Source organism: Paraburkholderia sp. J10-1, from assembly GCF_905220165.1.
Classification (GTDB): Bacteria; Pseudomonadota; Gammaproteobacteria; order Burkholderiales; family Burkholderiaceae; genus Paraburkholderia.
Genome location: NZ_CAJMYW010000025.1, coordinates 23,052 through 46,764, shown reverse-complemented (window position 1 = coordinate 46,764; position 23,713 = coordinate 23,052). Strand labels below are relative to the sequence as shown.

Sequence of the window (23,713 nt, the reverse complement as noted above, 5' to 3'; positions counted from 1 at the left end):
CGGATAACGAAGTTACTAAAGATACTGGAGACACAAAGTATGCGCAGCGTATTCCGCGACGATCACGAAATTTTCCGCGAACAGGCCCGGCGCTTTATCGAGCGCGAAATCGTGCCGTTTCATCATCAATGGGAACAAGAAGGCATCGTGCCGAAGTCGGTATGGCGGCGTGCGGGCGAGGAAGGTCTGCTTTGCTGCACGATTCCTGAAGAATACGGCGGCGGCGGCGGCGACTTCGGCCACGCGGCCATCATGATCGAGGAACTCGCGCGCGTGAACGCGAGCGGCATTGGCTTTCCACTGCATTCGGATATCGTCGCGCCTTATATCTTCGCGTACGGCAGTGAGGCGCAAAAGCGCGAATGGCTGCCGAAGCTCGCGCGCGGCGAGCATATCGGCGCCATCGCCATGACCGAACCCGGCACGGGCAGCGATCTCAAGTCGGTGCGCACCACTGCGCGCAAAGACGGGGATCACTACGTCATCAATGGTCAGAAAACCTTTATCACGAATGGCCAGAACGCCAGCCTCGTGGTCGTGGTCTGCAAGACCGCGCCGGAACTCGGCGGCAAGGGCGTTTCGCTGATCGTGGTCGAGGAAGGCACGCCCGGCTTCAGCAAGGGCCGCAAGCTCGACAAGATCGGCCTGCGCGCGCAAGACACGTCCGAACTCTTCTTCGAGGACGTGCGCGTTCCCATCACGCAGCGGCTTGGTGAGGAAAACCAGGGCTTCTCGTACCTCATGCGCGAACTGGCGCAGGAGCGGCTCGTGATTGCGGTGCGCGCGGCCGCATCGATCGAAGGCATGCTCGAGCGCACGATTCGCTATACGCGCGATCGCAAGGTGTTCGGCCAGGCGATCTTCGACTTCCAGAACGCGCGCTTCAAGCTCGCGCATGCGCGCGCGAAGGCGGAGATGGTGCGCATCTATGTCGACGATTGCATTGCGCGACATCTGCGGCGCGAGCTTTCACCGGTGGACGCCGCGATGGCGAAGCTCAACGCCACCGAACTGCAGAACCAGTTGCTCGACGAATTCCTGCAGTTGCACGGCGGTTATGGCTACATGTCCGAGTATGTGGTGGGCACCGCGTGGGTGGACGCGCGCGTCATGCGCATCTACGGCGGCACCGACGAGATCATGAAGGAAATCATCGCGCGCACGCTGTAACGGCGCGCCAAGCGACACACCGGGAAGCAGGCACACATGATCAAGCCTTTGGAAGGCGTTACCGTCGTGGAGTTCGCGGGGCTCGGCCCCGCGCCGTTCTGCGGCATGCTGCTCGCGCAAATGGGCGCGCGCGTGATCTGCATCGGCCGCGCGGGTGCGCCCGAGCCAACCGGACCGCTTGCGCGCGGGCGCGAATACGTCGCCCTCGACCTCAAACGCCACGCCGACGTTGCCCGCGCACTCGACCTGATCGCGAGTGCCGACGCATTGATCGAAGGCTTTCGTCCCGGCGTGATGGAGCGGCTAGGGCTCGGCCCGCAAGTGTGCCAGGCCCGCCGCGCCTCGCTCGTCTACGGCCGCATGACCGGGTGGGGGCAAACCGGCCCGCTCGCGCACACGGCGGGCCACGACATCAACTACATCGCGATCTCGGGCGCGCTGCATGCGGTGGGTCTCGCGGGCGGCGAGCCTGTGGTGCCGCTCAATCTGGTTGGCGACTTCGGCGGCGGCGGCATGCTGCTCGCGTTCGGCGTGGTGGCCGCGATTCTGCGCGCACGAGGGACCGGCGTTGGCTGCGTGGTCGACGCCGCGATGACCGACGGCGCGGCCATGCTCATGAGCATGATGTACGGCTTCTACGCGGCGGGGCACTGGCAAGACGAGCGCGGCACGAACCTGCTCGACGGCGGCGCGCCCTTTTATCGCACGTATCGTTGCGCGGACAACCGTTATATCGCCGTGGGCTGCATCGAGCCGCAGTTCTATGCGGCGTTCATGAAGGGAATCGGCGCGGAAGATCTATTGGCGCTGCCGCAACGTGACCGGGCGCACTGGCCGCAAGTGCAGGCACGCATTGCCGAGGCCGTTGCCACGCGCACGCGCGACGCATGGACCGCCGTGTTCGAAGGCAGCGATGCGTGTGTGACGCCCGTGCTGAGTCTCGCGGAAGCGCCGCTCGATGCGCACAACACCGCGCGCGGCGCGTTCGCACAGAGCGGCGAGGCGTGGCAGCCGCAATGCGCGCCGCGCTTCGTGAGCTACGGCGGCGCGAGCGCTTAGCCTCGCACCTCGCCCAGCGTCGCTTCATCGTCGGCGAGCAACGAAAGCTGGCCGGTCGCGACAATATGACTGAGCGGCGCCGGGCGGCCGAGCAAATAGCCCTGCACTTCGTCGCAGCCTTCGTCGGCGAGCAGCGTGAGCTGCGCCTCGGTTTCAATGCCTTCGGCCAGCACCGGAATGCCAAGGCTCTTGCCTAGCGCGAGCACCGCGCGAATGATCGCGGTGGCCTGCCGGTTCGATTCGGCCTCGCCGATGAAGGACTGATCGAGCTTGATCTTGTCGAACGGAAACGAGCGCAGCGTGTCGAGCGACGAATAGCCGGTGCCGAAGTCGTCCAGCGCGATACTCACGCCAATGGCCTTGATCCGCTGCAGCACGTCGAGCGAGCGCTCGCGGTCAGCGAAAATGGCGGTCTCGGTCAACTCGAGCTCCAGGCGTTCGGGCGCGAGGCCTGTCTCGACCAGCACGGTCTCCACGAGCTTCGGCAAATCAGCGTGCGAGAGTTGTATGGGCGACAGATTCACGGCCACCTTGTAAGGCGGCAACCACGAAACGGCGCGCATGCATGCTTCGCGCAGCACCCAGGCGCCAATGCCGAGAATGAGACCGTTCTCTTCGGCAAGCGGAATGAATTCGGCGGGAGAGATGAAGCCAAGCCGCGGATGCTCCCAGCGCAGCAGCGCTTCATAGCCGCAAATGTCGCCCGTTGCGATCGAGGTCTGCACCTGGTAGTGCACGCTCAACTGCCCGCGCGCGAGCGCCTCGCGCAAGTCGTGCGTGAGCGAGCGGCGCGCCCGCGCGATCTCGTCCATCGCCGGCTCGTAGAAGCACACAGAATGCGAGAGGTCCGCCTTCGCGCGGTACATGGCGAGGTCGGCGTTGTTGATGAGCACCGTCTTGGTGGTGGCGTCGTCGGGATAGATGGCGACGCCCAGGCTCGCGCCCGAAAGCACTTCGGCGTCGTCGTAGCGCACGGGCCGGTAGAGCGCGGTTTCGAGGCGCGAAAGCAGATCGCCGAGCTCCTCGCGCGAGGCGAAGCGCGTGAGCGCCACGAACTCGTCGCCGCCCACGCGTGCAATGAACTCGCCCTCGTGCATCAGGCTCGAAAGACGCCGTGCCAGAATGCGCAGCACTTCGTCGCCGGCATGATGGCCGTGCAGGTCGTTGATTTCCTTGAAGCGGTTCAGGTCGATGCCGACGAGCGCAAGCTTGCGCGTGTCCTGCGTGCGCGCCAGTTCGGCGTCGATGCGTGCGTTGAAGCTCGCGCGATTGGGCAGGCCCGTGAGCATGTCGCTCATTGCCATCGTGCGCAGATGCTCGACGGATTCGGCGCGCACGCTGTCGTCGAGCAGAAAGCTCACGCAGCCCGCGCCCGCGATCACGAGCGCCATGCACGCCACCGCAAGCGCGAGCGCCTGCAGCGCGGCGGGATTCGAGAAGTGGCCGTCGATCGGCATCGGCACGACCTGGAACGCGGACATGCCGGTGAAGTGCAGCGCGGCGATGGCAAGTGCAAGCACGCCCGCCACGACGCGCGCGCCGGCTTCGGCGTTTGCCCGCGCGCTGGCCGTGTTCTCCTGCGGCCGTCTCGCCGTCACGCCGGCAAGATGCAGCGCCAGCGCACAGATCGCGACCGCGAACGCGATCGACAAGGCGATGCCGACGCGATTCCAGATCACAATGCCTTGCACGCGATACGCGAGCATGCCCGCGTAGTGCATGAGCGCGACCGCCAGCCCGACAATCGCGCCGCCGAGCGCGGGCGCGGCGCGCGTCGCGCGGTTCGCGACCTGGCTCGTGGCGAGCAGAAACCCGAGGAAGCTGCCCACGAGCGCGATAAGCAGCGACGTAATGGTCAGCACGGGATCGAAGGAGATCGGCACGCCCGGCTCGAAGCCCAGCATGGCGATGAAGTGTGTGCACCAGATGTCGGCGGCGGCGACCACGGCCGCGATGAACGACCAGCCGAGACGCTGCAGCGAATGCGTCGCGAACGCGCGCAGGAGCAGCCGCGCCGTGACCCACGAGCCCGCGGCGCAAATCAGCAGCGCGACGACGACGAGCCACAGATTGTGCTTGTAGACGATGCAGCCCACTACGCTCATCACGGGAAAGTCTCCTGGTTCACCACGCGTTCACCCCGGGCATCGCGCCACATTATCACGACAATGCGACGAGGCCGAGCACCTCCCGCAACTTCGCGCTCGTCGCGTGCAGCGACGACGACGCGGCGGCCGCTTCGTTCACCAAAGCGGCGTTGCGGCGCGTGGTGTCGTCCATCTGGGCGACCATGGCGTTGACCTGCTCGATGCCCTGCGCCTGCTCGTGGCTCGACGCGGTGATCTCGCCCATGATGTCGGCCGCGCGGCCAATGCTGCGCACCACGCCCTCCATCGCGGCGCGCGCCTCGCCGGCGAGCTGCGTGCCCGCGCCGACCTCGTTCGCCGAGTTCTCCACGAGCTGCTGGATCTCGCGCGCGGCCGCCGCGGCGCGCTGTGCGAGACTGCGCACTTCGCCGGCGACCACGGCGAAGCCGCGTCCCTGCTCGCCCGCGCGCGCGGCTTCCACGGCCGCATTGAGCGCGAGAATGTTGGTCTGGAACGCAATGCCCTCGATCACGTCGACGATCTCGAAGATGCGTTTGGCCGAGGCTTCGATGGCGCCCATCGTCGTGGTCATGCGCGCCACGACATCGTCGCCTGCCTGTGCAACCGTCGACGCTTCACGAGCGAATGCGCTCGCCTCCCGCGCGTGCTCCGCGCTCGCCCTGACCGTACGCGTGAAGACGTCCATCGAGGCGACCGTCTCTTCGAGGCTGCCCGCCTGGTGCTCGGTGCGCGCGCTCAGGTTCGCGTTGCCTTCCGCGATTTCGAGCGCGGCTTGCTCCACATGTGCCGTGCTCGTGCTCACCTCTTGCATGGCGCGCGCCAGCTGGGCGATCGCCCCTTTGAGCGCGATCGCCGTGGGGGCGCTCGCCGGCACGCCTTCTACCGCGAGGCACACCTCGCGCTCTCGCACCACGCTGCGCACAATGTCCGACAGCTCCGCCGCCTCGATGGCCGCCACGCGCAAACGGTGCGCAAGCACGATTTCAACGGCGGTTTGCGCGACCACGTAGGCGGCATGCAGCAGCACACGCGGCAGGTTCGCTTCGTGCGTGCAGTACACGGCAAAGTTGAGCGCCTGCAGCCGGTCGAACGCGAGGTGATGCACGGCGAAGAACCCGGCCGCGAGCACAATCGGGCGCCAGTCGCGATAGACGAGCAACAGGCCGAGCAGCACGAACACGCCGAAATGGAACTCGGTCATGCCATGCGCCGCCTGAATATGGAGCGCGACGAGCGCCGCGTTGGCGAGCGTGAGCACGACGCGCGAAAGCGCGGTGCCGCGCGCGCAGAAAAACACGAAGCTGCCGGCGCCGAGGAACAGCGCGGCGCCCGCGAGCGCAAGCTGCGGTTCGTAATAGACGAAGCCGATCAGCACCGCCGCGAGAGCGGAGATAACGAGCGTGCAATACATCACTGCGTCGGCGGCGCGCGCGACGTCGTCGAGCGCGCGAATGGCCACGCGCTGTTGCGAGCCGGTCGGTCGAAGCGGCTGCGTGCGACCCGGCGAATCTGCCAGCATGAACGACACTTTGATGAGGAAAAAGTAAGTTGCAGGTGGGCGTTAAAGCGGCGGCGGCTGGTGGACCTTCGAGCGACTGATGGAATCCGGCTGCAAGAAGGACCGCCGTAATGGCGTCGGCGCGACTCGTTGGCGGGCTCGGCAAGATAATCGGGACCCGCGAACGAGTTTACGGCAACGCCTGGCGAAACTTCAGGAAACCCTTTACAGGACAAGTATTTGCAAACGTTTGCAGCGTTATGGTCCTATTTTAATTTCTTACACGGAATGAAAACACATGGGTTTGCGCGTGGGAATGCCGTCCGTCCACGCCTTCGGCTCCTTCAGGCAGGAGAAATTACCAATAGCACGATCGTTCTATTTTAGGTAGGCTTCTCAACTTCTCCTCCCATGATGCGAGACCGTTCCGCCATGTCGCTGATCCTTTCCCGCCGCGATCTGAACTTCCTGCTCTACGAATGGCTCGATGTCGAAAGCCTCACGCGCATCGCGCGCTACGCCGACCACTCGCGCGAGACCTTCGACGCCGCACTCGACACGTGCGAAAAGATCGCCACTGACCTCTTCGCGCCGCACAACAAGAAGAACGATCAGCACGAGCCGCACTTCGACGGCGAAACGGTCACGATCATCCCCGAAGTGAAGACGGCGTTGAAGGCCTTCAGCGACGCGGGCTTGATGGCCGCGGGCCAGGACTATGAATACGGCGGCATGCAGTTGCCGCTTGTCGTCGAGAAAGCGGGCTTCGCGTGGTTCAAAGGTGCGAACGTGGGCACGAGCGCCTATCCGTTCCTTACCATCGGCAACGCGAACCTGCTGCTCGCGCACGGCAGCGCCAAACAGATCGACACGTTCGTGCGCCCCGAACTGGACGGCCGCTACTTCGGCACGATGTGTCTTTCCGAGCCGCAGGCGGGCTCTTCGCTTTCAGACGTCGCCACGCGCGCCGACTTCGAATGCGACTCGCCGCTCGGCGCCCAATATCGTCTGCGCGGCAACAAGATGTGGATCTCGGGCGGCGAGCACGAGCTTTCCGAGAACATCGTGCACCTCGTGCTCGCCAAGATTCCCGGCCCCGACGGCAAGCTCATTGCGGGCGTCAAAGGCATCTCGCTTTTCGTCGTGCCGAAGTACCTCGTGAACGAGGACGGCTCGCGCGGCGAGCACAACGACGTCGTGCTCGCAGGCCTGAACCACAAGATGGGGTATCGCGGCACGACGAACTGCCTGCTGAATTTCGGCGAAGGCACGCAACACACGCCGGGCGGCCGGGCGGGCGCGATCGGTTATCTCGTGGGCGAGCCGCACCACGGGCTCGCGTACATGTTCCACATGATGAACGAGGCGCGCATTGGTGTCGGCCTCGGCGCGACGATGCTCGGCTATACCGGCTATCTGCATGCGCTCGATTACGCGCGCAATCGTCCGCAAGGGCGTCCTTTGGGCGCGGCGGGCAAAGACCCGGCTTCGCCGCAGGTGAGGCTGGTCGAGCACGCCGACGTGCGCCGCATGCTGCTCGCGCAAAAGAGCTATGTGGAAGGCGCACTCGCGCTCAACCTCTGGTGCGCCAAACTCGTGGACGAAGCGAACGCGGCCAGCGCCGCCGAGCGCGAGCCGCTCTCACTGCTCCTCGACCTGCTCACCCCCATTGCGAAGAGCTGGCCTTCGCAATGGTGTCTCGCCGCCAACGATCTCGCCATTCAAGTGCACGGGGGCTATGGCTACACGCGCGAGTACAACGTCGAGCAGTTCTATCGCGACAACCGTCTCAATCCGATTCACGAAGGCACGCACGGGATTCAGGGGCTCGACCTGCTCGGCCGCAAGGTCGTGATCAAGGACGGCGCCGCGCTCACGATCTTCGTGAAGCGCGTGCAGGCCACACTCGAGCGCGCGCACGCTTCGGGCGCAGCCGACGACGCCGCCAACGCCCGCGCGCTCGCGGCCGCACTCGAGCGGCTCACGCAAGTCACGCGGCAGTTGTGGGCAGCAGGCGACCCGGCGGTGACGCTCGCCAATGCTTCGGTGTACCTGGAAGCGTTCGGCCACGTGGTCATGGCCTGGGTATGGCTCGAACAGGCGCTCGTGGCGCGCACGGCGCTCGCCGCGCATGCGGGAACAAGCGGTGAGGAGGCGGACTTCTATCGCGGCAAGCTCGCAGCGGCCGCGTATTTCTTCGCGTGGGAACTTCCGAAGACGGGCGCGCAATTCGACCTGCTTGCTTCGCTCGATCGCACGACACTCGACATGCAGGACGCCTGGTTCTGAAGCAACGATTGCCCCGGTATGTGCGGTCCAGGGGGACTCACTAGCCCCCTGCGACGGCCAGCTTTCTCCCATGAGAGCAACGATGGCGGCCGCAACTCAACTCGCGGGTCTATTGCGCTTGCACGACGCCCGTCACGCGGGACGTGTGCATTGGCCCTCACACTTCGCCGTGGGCGTGCGCACTCTGAAGCGAGCGATCGGCGATGGCGGGGTGGTTCGTCGAAGCAAGGGTAACCTCGAAATGCTCGAGCGCCAGATCGACGAATGTGCGCACCTTCGCTGAAACATGCCGCCTTCCAGGATAAACGAGCGCTAACTCCTTGGCGCCTTCCCGGATTTCGTACTCGCGCAGCACGGGCACGAGCAGCCGGTTCTCGATGTCGTCCTTCACATAGGCTTCGGGCAGGATCGCCAGGCCCATATGCACCAGCGCCAGCTGGCGCAACATGATCATGTCGTTGACCGTGCAGCGCGGGTCGATGCTGATCGTCTCCTCCTCTCCGGCTGCATTGACGAAACACCATTCGCGCCCGTGAATCGCACGCGAAGGCGCGAGAAACCCGCGTAGCGGCAGTTGCGCCGGCGTGGCGGGCGCGCCGTACGTATCGAGATAGCCAGGCGACGCGACCACGACCGGGCGCAACGACGCAAGCGGCCGCCTGACCAGCGTACCGCTGCTCACCTGGCGCGACGTGAGAATACCGACGTCAAAGCCGTCTTCGACGAGATCGACATTGCGATGGAGCAGCGTCAGGTCCACCTTCACTTTCGGATAGCGCTGACAGTAATTCATGACGAGTGGCGGCAATCCGACCAGCGAAAAGGAAGCGGACGCCACCAGCTTGAGCGTACCGCTCGGCTCCGACGACCCACCCCCGACCGACGACTCGATCGAGTCCATCAACTCGAGCATCTGACGGCATCCCTGCACATAAGCCCGGCCGTCCTCGGTCAGCGAGAGGCTGCGTGTGGTGCGATTGATGAGGCGCGTATTGAGGTGAGCTTCGAGCAGCGCCACGTAGCGCGTAACGGCGGCATTGGACAGATCGAGACTCGCTGCGGCCCGGCTGAAGGAGTTGTTCTCGGCAACTTTAAGAAAAACGCGCATTGCCTGCAGTTGATTCAACATGATTCTTCAGACTCTTTTGCTGATATTTCAGGAAATTAGAAAAAAGCATGATTTACCTCTTTCGGCCGAATTTGTTTTTTTACCAATTTAAACTTCTTAAGACAAATTACCTGTTGTGAAGCGACAACGCAAAATCGAATAAAAAGCGAAGCTAATTAGAGATATGAGCCAGGAAATTTCAGTCAAACGCTTGATGCCGCCCCATATACCCGCTTTTTATTCACATAATTTGAACATTAAATTCCCGTTTATCTGTAGTTCAATGATCAAATAAATCTTATATTTCGTTCGCGCTACATCGCCGCGATTTCCGATTCCGATCTCGATACCGGATTTTCAGAATAACCCCTGCGCGAAGTAGTCATTCTCCGATTAGTGATCAGATTCTGTAGGTAAATCACCCATGAAAAAGAAAACCCTGATTTTCGCAGCGGCTTGCGCAGCCTTTGCCGGCGCAGCACACGCCCAAAGCAGCGTCACGCTATATGGCCTCGTCGACGCAGGGCTGACATACGTGAGCAACGAGGTGGCGTCGACTTCGGATATGACGTCCAGCGGTTTGTCGAACGGCAAGGCCATGTTCGGCCTGACCGGCGGCAATGTTCAGCAAAGCCGCTGGGGCCTGCGCGGCGTGGAAGACCTTGGTAGCGGACTCAAGGTCGTCTTCAACCTCGAAAGCGGCTTTGACGTGACTAACGGCAAGACCGCCGACAACTCGCTGTTCAATCGCCAGGCGGTGGTTGGTCTCGCGAGCGACTACGGCACGGTAACGATGGGCCGTCAGTACGATTCGATGGTCGACTACCTCGCGCCGATTTCCGCAACCGGCTCGTGGGGCGGCACCTACTTCGCCCACGTCGACGACGCCGACAACCTGAACGGCACGTTCAGCGTCAACAACTCGATCAAGTATCAAAGCCCGAACTATGCCGGGTTCTCGATGAACGGCATGTATGGCTTCTCGAACAAGGCAGGCGGCTTCGCCAGCAACCGCGCATATAGCGTGGGCGCTAGCTATACCTACGGCGGCCTGCAGGTTGCGGCAGCCTACCTGCAGTTGCAAGGCCTGAACTCCGGCAACACCAACGGCGCGCTGCAGAATGGCGCTGCCCTTGACCTCGGCATCCAGAATCAGCGTGTCTGGGGCCTCGGCGCCAACTATGCGTTCGGTCCGGCGGTCATCGGCACCGTGTTCACGCAAACGCGCTTCCAGGACAAGGTTGCGGACATCTCCGTGCGCTACAACAACTATGAGGTCAACGCGCGCTACAACTTCACGCCGGCCTTCTTTGTGGGCGCGGCCTACACGTACACGCAGAGTCTGCGCAACACCCCCGCCAGCGGCGACACGAACAACCGCGCCGCGCACTGGAATCAGTTCGGCCTGATGGCGGACTACTCGCTCTCCAAGCGCACCGACCTCTATGCCGAAAGCGTCGCGCAAATCGGCGCCAACAACCAGGTCGGCACAAACATGACCCAGATCAACGGCACAGACGCGCCCTCGGCGAGCAAGAGCCAGTACCTCGTGAGCGCGGGCATTCGCCACCGCTTCTAAGCGTCACGGCACCGGCGTAACGCGGCGAGTTGACGGCGGCTTGTAGCCGCCCTCCACTCGCCTTTCGCCGCCCGCGTGCGCCATCCCGGCTCCTACCCGCGATGGCGCACCTTCCAACCCTCCCGATTTGCACCATGAAGTTGAATTCAAAGAGGACTACGAACCTACAGGCAAAGGGTTCGGCGATCAAACGCGAAGTCACCGTGGCGTCACTGCTCACCACCACTGCGCGCGCGTGGAATCTGGTGGAAAAGCAGCAGGACGACACAACGCACCCTACCGCCCGGCATGGCTGGCCGCAGGTCTTCGACGCAGACGGCAAACGCGTCGTGATGCACCGGCCGTAGGTCACTTCGCGCGCGATGCGCAAGGTAAAGCGGAAACGACCTTTCACGAATTGGGTAAAGCACGTCCGGTCGGGCTATTGATGACGAAGGATCGAAAAGTCGACCTAAATTTAAGAATCGTCTCATTTCCCCCATCCAAATAATACGCTTCTAAAACATCCGCTGTCAGTCATTACGGCCGCTTATGACGATAAGCAAAGAACTCATTCTCGATTAGTTTCGAGATGCAGCAATCTTCATTTATTTTTCACCTTTCCTCCCGATACGCACCGTCAACCTCTTGTTGCCATTTCCAGCCAGGTGGAAATGAAGCAATTCGCGGCGGTACGCCCACGTAAAAAACTCAATGATTCGACCATTTCAGTACGCTTTAGCCAGCGTCACACTCGGGCTCTGTCTCGGTATCAGTGCATGTCATAAGGCCAAGCCCCCCGAGAGCGCCCTGCCGACCGCAAACGTCGACGCCATGACGGTCGCGCTGCGCGAGGTGCCGGTAGCTTTCGAATATGTCGGCCAGACCGAAAGCTCGCAGCAGGTCGAAATCCGCTCGCGCGTAAACGGCTTTCTCGAAAGGCGTGTGTATCAGGAAGGCACGCTGGTGCACGAAGGCGACGTGATGTTCGTCATGGACCGCAAGCCCTACCAGGCCGCGCTCGAGGCCGCGCAGGCCGAGTACGCACAACAGCAGGCACGGCTCGAGACTGCGCAGGCCAACCTCGACCGCGTGCGCCCGCTCGCCGCGAAGAACGCGCTGAGCCAGAAGGACCTCGACGATTCGATCGGCCAGCAGCGTGCGGCGGCCGCCGCGCTCGAACAGGCCCGCGCGAATGTCACGACCGCGAAGCTCAACCTCGGCTACACGACGATCACGGCGCCGGTAACCGGCCTTTCGAGCTTCGCGAAGAAGCAGGACGGCTCGTACATCGACGCCTCCAACAGCCTGCTCACCTACGTGGCCAAGCTCGATCCCATGTGGATCAACTTCTCGCTTTCCGAGAACGAGATGCTCGACATGCGCACGCAAACGCGCAACGGTACGCTCAAGCTTCCCGCGCGCGGCCAGCTCGAAGTGGAAATCGTGCTCGCCGACGGCAGCGTCTATCCAGAACGTGGGCATATCTCCTTTACCGACGCATCGCTGAGCGAGGAAACCGGCACCTATCTGATCCGCGCCGTCGTGACGAACCCCGGCGGCTCGCTGCGTCCCGGCCAGTTCGTGCGTGTGCGCCTGATCGGCGCGGTGCGCCCCAACGCGATCGCCGTGCCGCAAAACGCCGTGCAGCAAGGGCCGCGAGGCGCGTTCGTCTGGACCGTCGACAAAGACAGCAAGGCACAGCAGCGCGCGGTCGAAACCGGCCAGTGGAACGGCAATGCCTGGATCATCCAGTCCGGCCTGCATGCCGGAGATCACGTGATCGTCGACAACACGCTGCGGCTCATGCCGGGCGCGCCGGTCAAGGAGCATCCCGTGAGCGCGCCGGCAGCGAGCGCGCCCAGCGCTGGCAGCGCCGCTGCTGGAGCCGCCCCCGCGTCCGGCACGCACGCCGCGGGAGGCTGAGCGATGAAGTTCTCGCATTTCTTCATCGACCGGCCGATCTTCGCCTCGGTGATCTCGATCATTCTCGTGGTCGCGGGTCTCGTAGCGATGTTCAATCTGCCGATTGCTCAGTTCCCCGATATTTCGCCGCCGCAGATCACGGTCAGCACGAGCTACCCCGGCGCGAACGCCGACATCGTCGCGCAGAACGTGGCCGCTCCCATCGAGCAGCAGGTCAACGGCGCGGACAACATGATGTACATGAGTTCGTCGAGCTCCTCGACGGGCGACATGACGCTCACCGCCTATTTCAACATCGGCACCGATCCTTCGCTCGCACAGGTGGACGTGCAAAATCGCGTGAACCTCGCGATGCCCAACTTGCCCGACGCCGTGACGTCACAGGGCGTGCAGGTGCAGAAGCGCTCGTCGGCGTTCATGATGGTGATCGCGGTCTACTCGCCTGAGAACGCCTACAGCCAGGATTACGTGGCGAACTACGCGAACGTCTATGTGCTCGACGCGCTCAAGCGCATTCCGGGCGCGAACCAGGCGGCCATTCTCGGCTCGGCGGACTACGCCATGCGTATCTGGCTCAAGCCCGACCGCATGGCGCGACTCGGCATTACCGTATCCGACGTGCAGAACGCGATCAGTGAGCAGAACCAGCAGTTCGGGGCGGGCCGTCTCGGCCAGGCGCCGACCCAGGGACCGGTGAACCAGACCTTCCCCGTTGCCACCAAGGGCCACCTCACCGAGCCCGCCGAGTTCGACAACATCATCCTGCGCGCGGGCACCAGCAACGATGCGTCGCTCGTGCGCCTGAAGGACGTCGGTCACGCGGAACTGGGCGCGAAGGACTACACGCTGCGCGGCCGCTACAACGGCAAGACCGCCACGCTGATCGCCGTGTATCAGCAGCCGGGCGCGAACGCGTTGCAGGTGGCCAAGCAGGTGCGGCAAACGCTCAATGACCTCAACAAGAGCTTCCCGCCTGGACTCAAGTACGACATCGCGCTCGACACGACCGAGTTCGTGCACGAGTCGATCATGGAAGTCGTGAAGACCCTGCGCGACGCCGTGATCCTCGTGATCATCGTGGTGTTTCTGTTCCTGCAGAGTTTTCGCGCGACGCTCGTGCCGCTTCTGGCCGTGCCGGTGTCGATCATCGGGGCGTTCGTCGGCATGCTGGCGTTCGGCTTCTCGATCAACATGCTCACGCTGTTCGGCATGGTGCTTGCCATCGGCATCGTGGTGGACGACGCCATCGTCGTGCTCGAGAACGTCGAGCGCAACATGACGGAGTTCAAGCTCGCGCCGCGAGAAGCCGCCAAACGCGCCATGGACGAGGTCAGCGGCCCCGTCGTTGCAATCGTGCTCGTGCTGCTCGCGGTGTTCATTCCGGTGGCGTTTCTCTCCGGCATCACGGGCCAGCTCTACAAGCAGTTCGCGGTAACGATCGCGGTTTCGGTGGTGCTCTCGGGCATCGTCGCGCTCACGCTCTCGCCCGCACTCGCGGCCATCCTGCTCAAACCCGGCGAGCAGAAGAAGAACCGCTTCTTCCGCTGGTTCAACGACAAGTTCGAGCGGCTCACCGAGGGCTATGGCAGCTGGGTGCAGACCGCCATCCGGCGCGTGACGCTTTCCATCGCGCTGATCGTCGTGATGCTGATCGCGACAGGCGGGCTCTTCAAGCACATTCCCTCGTCGTTCGTCCCGGTCGAGGACCAGGGCTATCTGCTCGGCGCGGTGGTCATGCCCGATGCTGCGAGTCTCGATCGCACCGGCGACGTCTCGAAGAAGGCGGAGGACTGGTTCGCGAAGCAGCCGGCCGTGAGCGCGGTGGCGGCGCCGATCGGCTACAGCCTGATCGACTCGCAGTACAAGGCCAATGCCGGCACGCTCTTCATCGCGCTCAAGGGCTTCAAGGAGCGCGGCGAGAATGGCAGCGCGCAGGACCTGGTGCTTGCCGCCAACAAGGCGTTCGCCGGGTTCAAGGACGGCGTGGTCGTCACGCTCAGTCCACCCTCCATTCCAGGCCTCGGCACGACGGGCGGTTTCCAGTTCTGGCTGCAAAGCACAGGCGACGGCTCTTATCAGCAGCTCGAAGACAAGGTGCGCGAATTCATCGCCAGGGCGAAGAAGAATCCGGTGTTGCGCGGCGTGAACTCCACCATCAACTCGCGCTCGCGCCAGCTGCTCGTGGAAGTGGACCGCGAGCGCGCGGAATCGCTCGGCGTGGCCGTGCAGGACGTCTACACCGCGCTGCAGACGATGTTCGGATCCTCATACGTGAGTCAGTTCCCCAAGGGCAGCCGCCTCTTCCAGGTGATCGTGCAGGCCGAGCCGCAGTACCGCACGCAGCCTGAGGATATCCAGCAGCTCTATGTGCGCAATCACAGCGGGCAGATGGTGCCGATCAAGGCGGTGACGACCTTCCGCTTCGTGCCGGGCTCCGACATCGTCACGCGTTTCAACAACTTTCCCGCAGCGCAGATCATCGGCGACGCGGCGCCAGGCCACAGTTCGGGCGAGGCGATCGCGGCGATGGAGCAGATCGCGAAGGAAACGCTGGGCGAAGGCTACAGCTACGCATGGAGCGGGCAGTCCTATGAGGAGAAGACGGCGGGCTCCACTGCCGGGCTCGTGTTCGGCTTTGCGTTGCTCATGGTGTTCCTGATCCTTGCGGCGCAGTACGAAAAATGGTCGCTGCCGGTTGGCGTGCTGCTGGCCGTGCCATTCGCGGTCTTCGGCGCGCTGGTGGGCATCCTGCTGCGCGGCATGGAAGACGATGTGTACTTCCAGATCGGCCTGACCGTGCTGATCGCGCTCGCGGCGAAGAACGCCATTCTGATCTTCGAGTTCGCTGTGGAAATGCGCGAGAAGGAAGGGCTCTCACCATTCGACGCGGCGGTGAAGGCCGCGAAAATGCGCCTGCGGCCGATCATGATGACCTCGCTCGCGTTCATTCTCGGCTGTATCCCGCTCGCCATCGCGAGCGGCGCATCGGCGGCGAGCCGGCGCTCACTCGGCACGGGCGTGGTGTTCGGCATGCTCGGCGCCACGCTGATCGCGCTCTTCTTCATCCCCATGTTCTTCTGGGGCCTCGAAACGCTTTCCGAACGCGGCAAGCGCAACACCACGACGCCTACGGCGCCGTCACAGGAGGGTTGAGCGATGAAAAGCCGTATGCGTTGCGCGCTGCGCCCTCTTGCACTGATCGTGAGCGTGGCCAGTCTCGGCGGCTGCGCGGTAGGGCCCGACTATCACCGCCCCGCAGTGGAAACGCCCTCGTCCTACCGTTACGCCTCGCCGCAGGCCGAGGCAGTCGACGCCTCGCTCGAGTGGTGGCGCCAATTCAACGACCCTGTGCTCGATGACCTGATTGCGAAGGCGATCGTACAGAACAAGGATCTCTTGATCGCCGCCGCGCGGGTCGAGGAGTTCTACGGCCGCTATGTCACGACGCGCGCGGGACTGTTTCCGCAAATCGGTGTGAACTTCGATCCGACACGCAGCCGCGGCGTGCCGGCGGCCGGCTTCGCGCCGGTGGTCGGCAACCAGTTCCAGCTGAACGGCACGGTCTCCTGGGAACTCGACCTGTTCGGCCGGCTGCGCCGCATGACCGAGGCCGCGCGCGCCGAGTATCTCGGCACGCAGGCCGCGCAGCAGGCCACGCGCATCGCCATCATTTCGAACGTGGCGACGTCGTATCTGCAACTGCGCGACTACGACAACCAGTTGCAGATCGCGCAGGCCACGCTCGCGAGCCGCAAGGGGTCGCTCGATCTGTTCGAGGAGCGCTTTGCCGGTGGAGTCGTGTCGAAGGTGGATTTGAGCCAGGCACGTTCGGAGTACGAGTCGGCGCAGACTTCGGTGTTCAGCATCCAGCAGCAGATCGCGCAGCAGGAGGACGCGATTTCGCTGCTGCTCGGCCAGAATCCCGGCCCGATTCCACGCGGCAAGGCGATCAACGCCCTGAGCGCGCCGGCCATTCCCTCGGGGTTGCCTTCCACCTTGCTGGAGCGCCGCCCCGATATTCTCCAGGCCGAGCAAACGCTCATTGCGGCGAACGCGCAGATCGGCGCGGCGCGCGCGCAGTACTTCCCCGACATATCGCTCACTGGCATGTTCGGCGCGGCGAGCACCGCGCTATCCGGCCTCTGGATGGGGCCCGCGCGCGTATGGTCGTTCGCGGGCGCGGTCACGCAACCCATCTTCAAGGGCGGCGCGATCGCGGGTTCCGTGCATCAGGCCGAGGCGGCGCAGCAAGAGGCGCTCTTCAGCTACGAGAAGACGATCCAGCAGGCATTTGCCGATGTCGAGAACGCGCTCGTGGGCGCGGCGCGCACGCGCGATCAGCTCGATGCGACCACGCGGCAAGTGAGCGCGCTTACGGAGTATGCGGGGCTTTCGCGCGACCTCTATGAAGGCGGCTACACGAGTTACCTGGAAGTGCTCGACGCGGAACGCAGCCTCTTCAATGCGCAGTTGCAGCAGTCACAGCTTCAGGATCAGCGGCTCGCGGAGATCGTGAACCTGTACAAGGCGCTGGGCTACGGCTGGAATCCGCCTACGCCGTCCGCTGCGAACGGCAACGCGAAACCATCGTAGTCGCGGCGGTGCGGCAGTCCAACGCCGCGCCGAAAAACAAAGCGCCCCAAAAGACGGGACTCGAGTCCGCCATTTGGGGCGCTGCGCGACGCCTCGCGCGAAGGCACCGCATCACATCACTTCAACTCACGAGCCCACGCGCCTCAGTTCGCCGCCTGCTGCTCGAAGCGCCGGAGCAGTTCGTTGCCGCGCGAGTTGGCCGAGTCGAGCGCCTGTTGCGGCGTCTTGGCGCCCGTCCATACCTGTTCGAGTTCTTCGTCGACGACCGTACGGATCTGCGGCATGTTGCCAAGGCGCAGGCCCTTGGTCCACGGCAGCGGCGGCTTGTTGAGCATCTGCTTCGTGGCCGTGTCGGCGCCCGGATGCGACGCGTAGAAGCCTTGTTGCTGCGTGAGTTCGTACGCGGCCTTCGTGACCGGCAGATAGCCCGTGTCCTGATGCCATTTCGCGGCCACGGCCGGCGAGCTCAGATACGCGAGGAACTTCGCCACGCCCTTGTAGACCTCCGGATTCTTGCCGCCCAGCACCCACAGGCTCGCCCCGCCGATGATGGCGTTCTGCGGCGCGCCCTTCACGCTCGGGTCATACGGCATCATGCCAGTGCCGAACTTGAACTTCGCATATTGCTGGACGTTCGCGAGCGCACCGGACGATCCCATCATGATTCCGCAGTCGCCGCTATAGAACTTGGCGTTGGCCTCGTCCTTGCGCCCCACGTACGTGAACGTACCCTGCTTCGCCATGTCCTGCAGGAAGGCGATATGCGCGACCTGCAGCGGCTTGTTGATTTCGAGCTGTGCGTCGAGGCCGTCGAAGCCGTTGTTGCGCGTCGCGATCGGCGCGCCATGCCACGCGCTGTAGTTCTCGATCTGGATCCAGCCCTGCCAGCCCGTGGTGAACCCGCAGCTCATGCCCGAGGCCTTGAGCTTCGCGGCAGCCGCAGCGACTTCGGGCCAGGTCTTCGGCGGCGCGTCGGGAAGGCCGGCCTTCTTGAAGGCGTCGCGGTTGTAGTAGAGCACTGGCGTCGAGCTGTTGAATGGCATCGACACGAGATGGCCCGTCTTCGCGTCGCTGTAGTAACTCGCGATCGTCGGCACGAAGCCCTTTTCGTCGAGCGGCACGCCGGCGGTCTTCATCACGTCGTACACGGGCAGCACGGCCTTCTTCGCGTTCATCATCGTGGCGGTGCCGACTTCGTACACCTGCAGGATGGCGGGCGCGTCGCCGCTGCGATAGGCCGCGATGCCGGCAGCGAGCGTCTGGTCGTAGGTGCCCTTGAAGACGGGCACGATCTTGTATTCGCTCTGCGACGCGTTGAACTGCTGCGCGATCTCATTCACGCGCTGGCCGAGTTCGGACTCCATGGCGTGCCAGAACTGGATTTCGGTGGCGGCATGCGCGGCTTGTGCGCTGCCGGCCAGCACCACAGCGGCCATCAGCGTGCGCAAGCGGCCACGCGAACCTGCGCGTTGTATCTCGTGCTTTTTCATCTGGGTCTTCTTCCTGTTATTGATCGTTGTCCCGGCAAATGCGCGCGATGACACGCGGCCCGGGACTTTGGTTCAGGACTTCGATTTTCGACTTCGATACACCGGGCCGCCCACCGGCGCTCGCTCACGCGCGCGCACGGCACCCTCGGCCCAAGGCAGGGCAAGGGTAGCACAGCGAATGGGACGCCCGTGTGATGGCGCGTGCGGCAGCGTGTCAGCTGCCCACGGGATCGTGGCAACAGACGCAGAGCTTGTTGCCTTCAGGATCGCGAAAGTACGCGCCGTAGTAGTTCGGGTGATAGTGAGGACGCAGGTCCGGCGCGCCCTCGTCGGAGCCGCCGTGTGCGAGCGCGGCGGCATAAGCGGCGTCGACTGCCGCGCGTGAAGGCGCGAGCAGCGCGATCATCTGGCCGTTGCCGGGCTGCGCGGGGTTGCCGTCCCACGGCCGGCCCACCAGGAAGAGCGGGCGTGGCACGCCCGGTTCCATCCAGCCTGCCCAGGGGTAGTCGGGCTCACTGAATTTCAACTCGAAGCCCAGCGCCTTCATGAGTGGGGAATAGAACGCAAATGCCTGCTCAAAATCGTTCACGCCGGTATAGACGTGAGACATCATCGCCATCGTCTCTGCCTCCTGGTTTGCGGCCCCGCTCGGGGGCGGTGTCAGCCGCGCCGTTGCGCCTCGAACAGCACTGAAGCGGGTTTGCCGCTGCGCGGGTCGAGCGGTTCGCGCAGCGCACGCAGGGCGAGGCCGCTCGCATCGAGCAACGCGATCCAGCTTTCCAGCGTGCGAAAGTACCACGGCGGCGCGTCGCGAAACGCAGGGCCGAACCCGGCCCACGATCCGGCGCGCCAGCCATCGACATAAGGTTCATCGCCGCATGCCATGAGCGGATGCAGCGTCTGCACGATGAGCGTGCCGTGCGGCTCCAGCAACGCGGGCACCGCGCGCAGCAGATCATCCACGCAGGTCGCGCCAATGAGCGAAAAATTGCACACCACCGCATCGGCGCGGCAGTCCAGCGCACCTTGCGCGATCTGCTCGTAGGTTAGCAGACGGCAGTCCGCGAGCCCCGCCTCACGCGCGGCCTCCACGAGTGCGGGCACCGCGTCCACGCCTGTGACCGCGTTGCCGCGGCGCGCGAGCGCCAGCGCGAGCCAGCCTTCGCCGCAGCCGAGATCGATCACGCGGCGCGGCGAGCGCGCAAGCACGGCGTCGAGCACGGCTGCATCCGTCGCGAGGCGCCGGCTCGCGATCTCGCCGCCGCGCACGGCAGCGATCCAGGGCGTCGCGTTGCGCTGCCACGATGCGAGAACTTCGGCGTCGGTGCGGATATCGCGATTCATGGGTTTCCTGGTCAGCGCGGATGGCGGATGTGCCGCGCAAACGCGTATTATGCGCGCCGCTGGAAACCCGTAGCGGCGCGCGAACACGACAGCGAAAAGACCCGCCGCGAGAACTACGAACCGAAGAACGGCACGCAAAAGCCGGCCGGCCCGACGCAATCGCCGGGGCCGTTGGGCTGCGGATGCAGGTTCGCGCATCCGGAGAAGGCCGCAGCGACCGTAACGCACAGCGCGGCGCGCAATACATAAGAAAGAACGCGTGATTTCATGAACGGGATGGGATGAGCCGACATTGACTGGCCGCGGTGCGAAGTTCCGTCACGACGCGCGGCCAGTTTCGCCGCGACGCAATTGCGCAAGCGGCGTCAGTGATGCGCGTACAGCGTTCGATCGAGCGTCTGGAGTTGTCCGTCGCGCTTGGCGTGCACGAGTTCGTGGCGCACCTGTGCGCGCGTGACCGGCGCGTCGGTCTGGGGAACTTGTGCGCTCGCCAACTGCTGCGCGGGTGCTTGTGGTGCGCTCGCCGCCTGTGCATGCGCAAGCGCCGAAATCGACAGCATGATTGCGACGCACACGCCGCTCTGGAATATCTTCACCTCGTTTCTCCTGTGCGGCCTCGCGGCCGGGGTCATCGGTCAGGGCCGCAAGCGTTGAGCGCTCCGGCATCGAGTCGCGTTGCGGCTCTTGAGGCAAGGATAGAGGCGCGACTTTCGCCAAACATCCGCACGAAAATGAAGAAATGTTTAACCAGAGACTTGCCGATACCGGCTTCGATATTTATTTAGGAACTCTTATCAATCACATAAACTTGCCGCGAAAAAACAACGCCGGTACACGCCACGGCCTTGTGATGCCGAACTGACGGTGCATTGGCGCTCATGCGCTTTCTGAAACTCAGTCTTTCCGTTTTTCAAATTCGTCCATGCAGGGCGATACGCATAATCGCCGCTGAATTTCGGGGCGCCGGCCCGCATCGTGTCTTCACGTGCCTTCGCGCGCCGCGAATTCACTCTCACCTACGCCACTCATCAACGAAGATCATTCAATGAAAAAAACCGCTCTCGCCGCCGCCTTTACGCTGGCAACCTTCGCCTCCATCGCCCACGCGCAAAGCAGCGTGACGCTCTACGGCTCGCTCGACACCTCCGTTGCCTGGTTCGGCAACCAGCAAGGCAAGAACGGCTCGGGCGGCACGTTCCAGATGATGTCCGGCAACCTGTCGCCTAACCTCTGGGGCCTGCGCGGCACTGAGGATCTCGGCAACGGCCTTTCGGCGATCTTCAAGCTCGAAAGCGGCTTCAATATCGACAACGGCAAGCAGAACCAGGGTGGTCGACTCTTCGGCCGCACGGCGATGGTCGGCCTGAATTCGAACACCGCCGGCGCTGTCACGCTCGGCCGCCAGTACGATCCGCTCATCGACTTGCTGCAGCCGCTCACCAACGACGGCGCATTCGGGTCCGCGTTCGCCACGCCGGGCGACATGGACAACTACGACAACAGCTACCGCACCAGCAACTCGATCAAGTACGCGAGCCCTAACTTCGGCGGCCTGCAAATGAGCGCGATGTACGCGTTCGGCGGCCAGCCCGGCAGCACCGGCGCGGGACAGACATGGGCCGTGGCGGCCGCTTACAACCATGGTCCGTTCGGCTTCGGCGCGGGCTACTTCAAGGCCAACAGCAACGGCGGCACGGCCGCGACGTTCGACGGCCTGAATCCGAACACCGATGTGAACGTGGATTCCACCGCCATTACGGGCGGCTTCGTCTCCGCGAACTCGCTGCAGATCATTCGTGCAGCCGGCGACTACACGTACGGGCCGGTAACGGCAGGTCTCGCGTACAGCAACGTTGAGTACGCGAACTATCAGAGCGCGGCCGGCGCGAACAGCAACACGAAGTTCAACACGGGCCAGGCCTTCATCAACTATCAGGTCACGCCGGTCGCGCTCGTGGGCTTCGGCTACAACTACACGAAGGGTCACGGCAACGGCGTAGACGCGAGCTACAACCAGTTCAGCCTCGGCGGCGACTATTTCCTCTCCAAACGCACCGACATCTACGTGCTCGCGGGCTACCAGAAGGCTTCGGGCAAGACGATCGATGCGGGGACGGGCGAACTCGTCAACGCGGTCGCCTCGTTCGGCGACTTCGGCAACGATGCGACCAACGACAAGCAGGCCATGGCGATGGTCGGCCTGCGTCACAAGTTCTAATTCGCATCGAGCGGCGAGTGCGCCGGAAAATCGCTCGCCGCCATGAACTTCGGCTATAATCGCCCCCTGTCTTAGGGGAGTAGTCTGCAACGCCAACCTGGGCGTTGCGCCGCCGTCAACATAATTGGTGCCCCTGCACCATGGCGTCGGCAGCCGTATTGCGAGTGACTGCAGCGAATCGCTGCAAAGCGCGGCCTGACGAGACCTATGACGTTTTCCCTTTCACCCGGGCCGGGCGAAGGGAAGCGTCATGGTTTCGGTGCCCGGCTCGCACAATACGGCAATAACAATGACTCGTCTCGCCCCGCATCACCTTCTCATTTGCGCCACGGAGCGTTCGTCATGATCTTGACGTTCGCCCTGCTCGTTGCCTCGGCCGGCATCATCTACTTGTCCTGCGAGACCTTCGTCAATAGCGTCGAGTGGCTCGGTCAAAAGCTCAAGGTCACGCAGACCGCCACCGGCACGATCCTCGCCGCGTTCGGCACGGCGTTGCCCGAGAGCGTGGTCACGCTCGTTGCGGTCGCTTTCGGTGGGGACCCCGCACACAAGGAAATTGGCGTAGGCGCCGCGATTGGCGGGCCGCTCGCGCTCAGCACGATCGCCTATGCCGTAGTGGGCGTCGCACTGCTCGCCACCGCGAAACGCGTGGGCCGCGAGCGCGCTACCACCGTCGATGTAAATACGCGCCGCCTGCGCCGCGACCAGCTCTGGTTCCTTGCGATCTTCGTCGCGAAGATCGCGCTCGGGCTCGTGCTGTTCAGCTTCAAGCCGCTGCTGGGCATCGCGTTTCTCGCGGCCTACGCGTTCTACTGCTGGAAGGAGCTGTCCGCCGAAGACAGCGGCGAAGTGGAAGGCGATCTCGAGCCGCTCAAGCTGCGCCCACACGACGAGAATCCGGCCATGGTGTGGATTCTGCTGCAGACGCTCGGTGCGCTCGCGGTGATCTTCGCGGCCTCGCATCTGTTTGTGCAGCAGATCAGCGCCGTGGGGCCGTGGCTCGGCCTGAGCCCGCAGTTGACCGCCGTGTTGTTCAGCCCGATCGCAACCGAACTGCCCGAGATCATGAACGCGATCATCTGGGTGCGTCAGGGCAAGGAGCGCCTCGCGCTTGCGAACATCAGCGGCGCGATGATGATTCAGGCCACGATTCCCACGGCGTTCGGCCTCTTCTTCACGCCGTGGCATCTCGGCACGCCTTCGATTCTTGCGGCCGTGACGACCATGGTCGCCATTCTGTTTCTGCAGTGGGCGTTTCGTGCGCCAAAGGTGCGCAGCCGTCAGCTCACGCATGTCGGCTGGCTCTATGTGGTGTTCGCGGCGTTGCTGTTCGTGGTTTGACGCGGTTCTGA

At 63.8% G+C, this 23,713-nt stretch carries 17 protein-coding genes and 1 riboswitch; of the genes, 10 read left to right on the top strand and 7 right to left on the bottom strand.

Going from position 1 to position 23,713, the window contains the following annotated elements; translation table 11 throughout:
- Positions 1–39 precede the first annotated feature (39 nt).
- Positions 40–1,170 (top strand): acyl-CoA dehydrogenase family protein, encoded by a 1,131-nt coding sequence (locus U5A65_RS37340; RefSeq protein ID WP_321916520.1) that lies wholly within the window; start codon positions 40–42, stop codon positions 1,168–1,170.
- Positions 1,171–1,206: 36 nt separating this feature from the next.
- Entirely contained in the window at positions 1,207–2,229 is a 1,023-nt protein-coding gene (locus tag U5A65_RS37335; protein ID WP_321938948.1) for a CaiB/BaiF CoA-transferase family protein, read from the top strand.
- Here U5A65_RS37335 and U5A65_RS37330 read toward each other — a convergent pair.
- Entirely contained in the window at positions 2,226–4,334 is a 2,109-nt protein-coding gene (locus tag U5A65_RS37330; RefSeq protein ID WP_321949408.1) for a putative bifunctional diguanylate cyclase/phosphodiesterase, read from the bottom strand. The genes U5A65_RS37335 and U5A65_RS37330 overlap by 4 nt on opposite strands.
- A gap of 55 nt (positions 4,335–4,389) precedes the next feature.
- Positions 4,390–5,856 (bottom strand): methyl-accepting chemotaxis protein, encoded by a 1,467-nt coding sequence (locus U5A65_RS37325; protein WP_321949390.1) that lies wholly within the window; start codon positions 5,854–5,856, stop codon positions 4,390–4,392.
- Between the two features lie 411 nt (positions 5,857–6,267).
- Here U5A65_RS37325 and U5A65_RS37320 point away from each other — a divergent pair, with 411 nt between their 5' ends.
- A complete protein-coding gene (locus tag U5A65_RS37320) occupies positions 6,268–8,124 on the top strand; it encodes an acyl-CoA dehydrogenase (protein ID WP_321916525.1) in 1,857 nt (618 codons plus the stop codon).
- Positions 8,125–8,281: 157 nt separating this feature from the next.
- Here the strand turns inward: U5A65_RS37320 and U5A65_RS37315 are convergent, their stop codons facing one another.
- Complete coding sequence (locus U5A65_RS37315) at positions 8,282–9,253, bottom strand: LysR family transcriptional regulator (protein ID WP_321949389.1); 972 nt, start codon at positions 9,251–9,253, stop codon at positions 8,282–8,284.
- A gap of 403 nt (positions 9,254–9,656) precedes the next feature.
- Between U5A65_RS37315 and U5A65_RS37310 the strand changes: the two genes are divergently transcribed.
- The 5 genes from U5A65_RS37310 to U5A65_RS37290 all read left to right on the top strand — a co-directional run bounded on the left by U5A65_RS37310 (position 9,657) and on the right by U5A65_RS37290 (position 17,309).
- Positions 9,657–10,811 carry a porin gene (locus U5A65_RS37310; protein WP_321949388.1) on the top strand — a complete coding sequence of 385 codons (1,155 nt, stop codon included), beginning with the start codon at positions 9,657–9,659 and terminating at the stop codon, positions 10,809–10,811.
- A 134-nt stretch (positions 10,812–10,945) separates the two neighbouring features.
- Entirely contained in the window at positions 10,946–11,158 is a 213-nt protein-coding gene (locus U5A65_RS37305; protein ID WP_321949387.1) for a hypothetical protein, read from the top strand.
- Positions 11,159–11,624: 466 nt separating this feature from the next.
- Entirely contained in the window at positions 11,625–12,716 is a 1,092-nt protein-coding gene (locus U5A65_RS37300) for an efflux RND transporter periplasmic adaptor subunit (protein ID WP_321949386.1), read from the top strand.
- A 3-nt stretch (positions 12,717–12,719) separates the two neighbouring features.
- Positions 12,720–15,869 (top strand): multidrug efflux RND transporter permease subunit, encoded by a 3,150-nt coding sequence (locus tag U5A65_RS37295; RefSeq protein WP_321949385.1) that lies wholly within the window; start codon positions 12,720–12,722, stop codon positions 15,867–15,869.
- A gap of 3 nt (positions 15,870–15,872) precedes the next feature.
- Positions 15,873–17,309, top strand: coding sequence for an efflux transporter outer membrane subunit (locus U5A65_RS37290; protein ID WP_321949384.1), 1,437 nt, complete (start codon positions 15,873–15,875; stop codon positions 17,307–17,309).
- Positions 17,310–17,452: 143 nt separating this feature from the next.
- On the opposite strand, the gene ugpB is transcribed toward U5A65_RS37290, so the two are convergent.
- The 4 genes from ugpB to U5A65_RS37270 all read right to left on the bottom strand — a co-directional run bounded on the left by ugpB (position 17,453) and on the right by U5A65_RS37270 (position 20,739).
- Entirely contained in the window at positions 17,453–18,745 is a 1,293-nt protein-coding gene (gene ugpB / locus U5A65_RS37285; protein WP_321916568.1) for a sn-glycerol-3-phosphate ABC transporter substrate-binding protein UgpB, read from the bottom strand.
- A gap of 268 nt (positions 18,746–19,013) precedes the next feature.
- Positions 19,014–19,412 carry a VOC family protein gene (locus tag U5A65_RS37280; RefSeq protein ID WP_321916569.1) on the bottom strand — a complete coding sequence of 133 codons (399 nt, stop codon included), beginning with the start codon at positions 19,410–19,412 and terminating at the stop codon, positions 19,014–19,016.
- Positions 19,413–19,459: 47 nt separating this feature from the next.
- On the bottom strand, positions 19,460–20,143 hold the full coding sequence (locus U5A65_RS37275) for a methyltransferase domain-containing protein (RefSeq protein ID WP_321949383.1): 684 nt from the start codon (positions 20,141–20,143) through the stop codon (positions 19,460–19,462).
- Between the two features lie 365 nt (positions 20,144–20,508).
- Positions 20,509–20,739 (bottom strand): DUF4148 domain-containing protein, encoded by a 231-nt coding sequence (locus U5A65_RS37270; RefSeq protein WP_321949382.1) that lies wholly within the window; start codon positions 20,737–20,739, stop codon positions 20,509–20,511.
- Positions 20,740–21,188: 449 nt separating this feature from the next.
- Here U5A65_RS37270 and U5A65_RS37265 point away from each other — a divergent pair, with 449 nt between their 5' ends.
- Together U5A65_RS37265 and U5A65_RS37260 are read left to right on the top strand one after the other, a co-directional pair.
- On the top strand, positions 21,189–22,361 hold the full coding sequence (locus tag U5A65_RS37265) for a porin (protein WP_321938961.1): 1,173 nt from the start codon (positions 21,189–21,191) through the stop codon (positions 22,359–22,361).
- Between the two features lie 62 nt (positions 22,362–22,423).
- A riboswitch (yybP-ykoY riboswitch) is annotated at positions 22,424–22,630 on the top strand.
- A gap of 73 nt (positions 22,631–22,703) precedes the next feature.
- Positions 22,704–23,702, top strand: a complete 999-nt coding sequence (locus U5A65_RS37260; protein WP_321916543.1) for a sodium:calcium antiporter — start codon at positions 22,704–22,706, stop codon at positions 23,700–23,702.
- Positions 23,703–23,713: the final 11 nt, after the last annotated feature.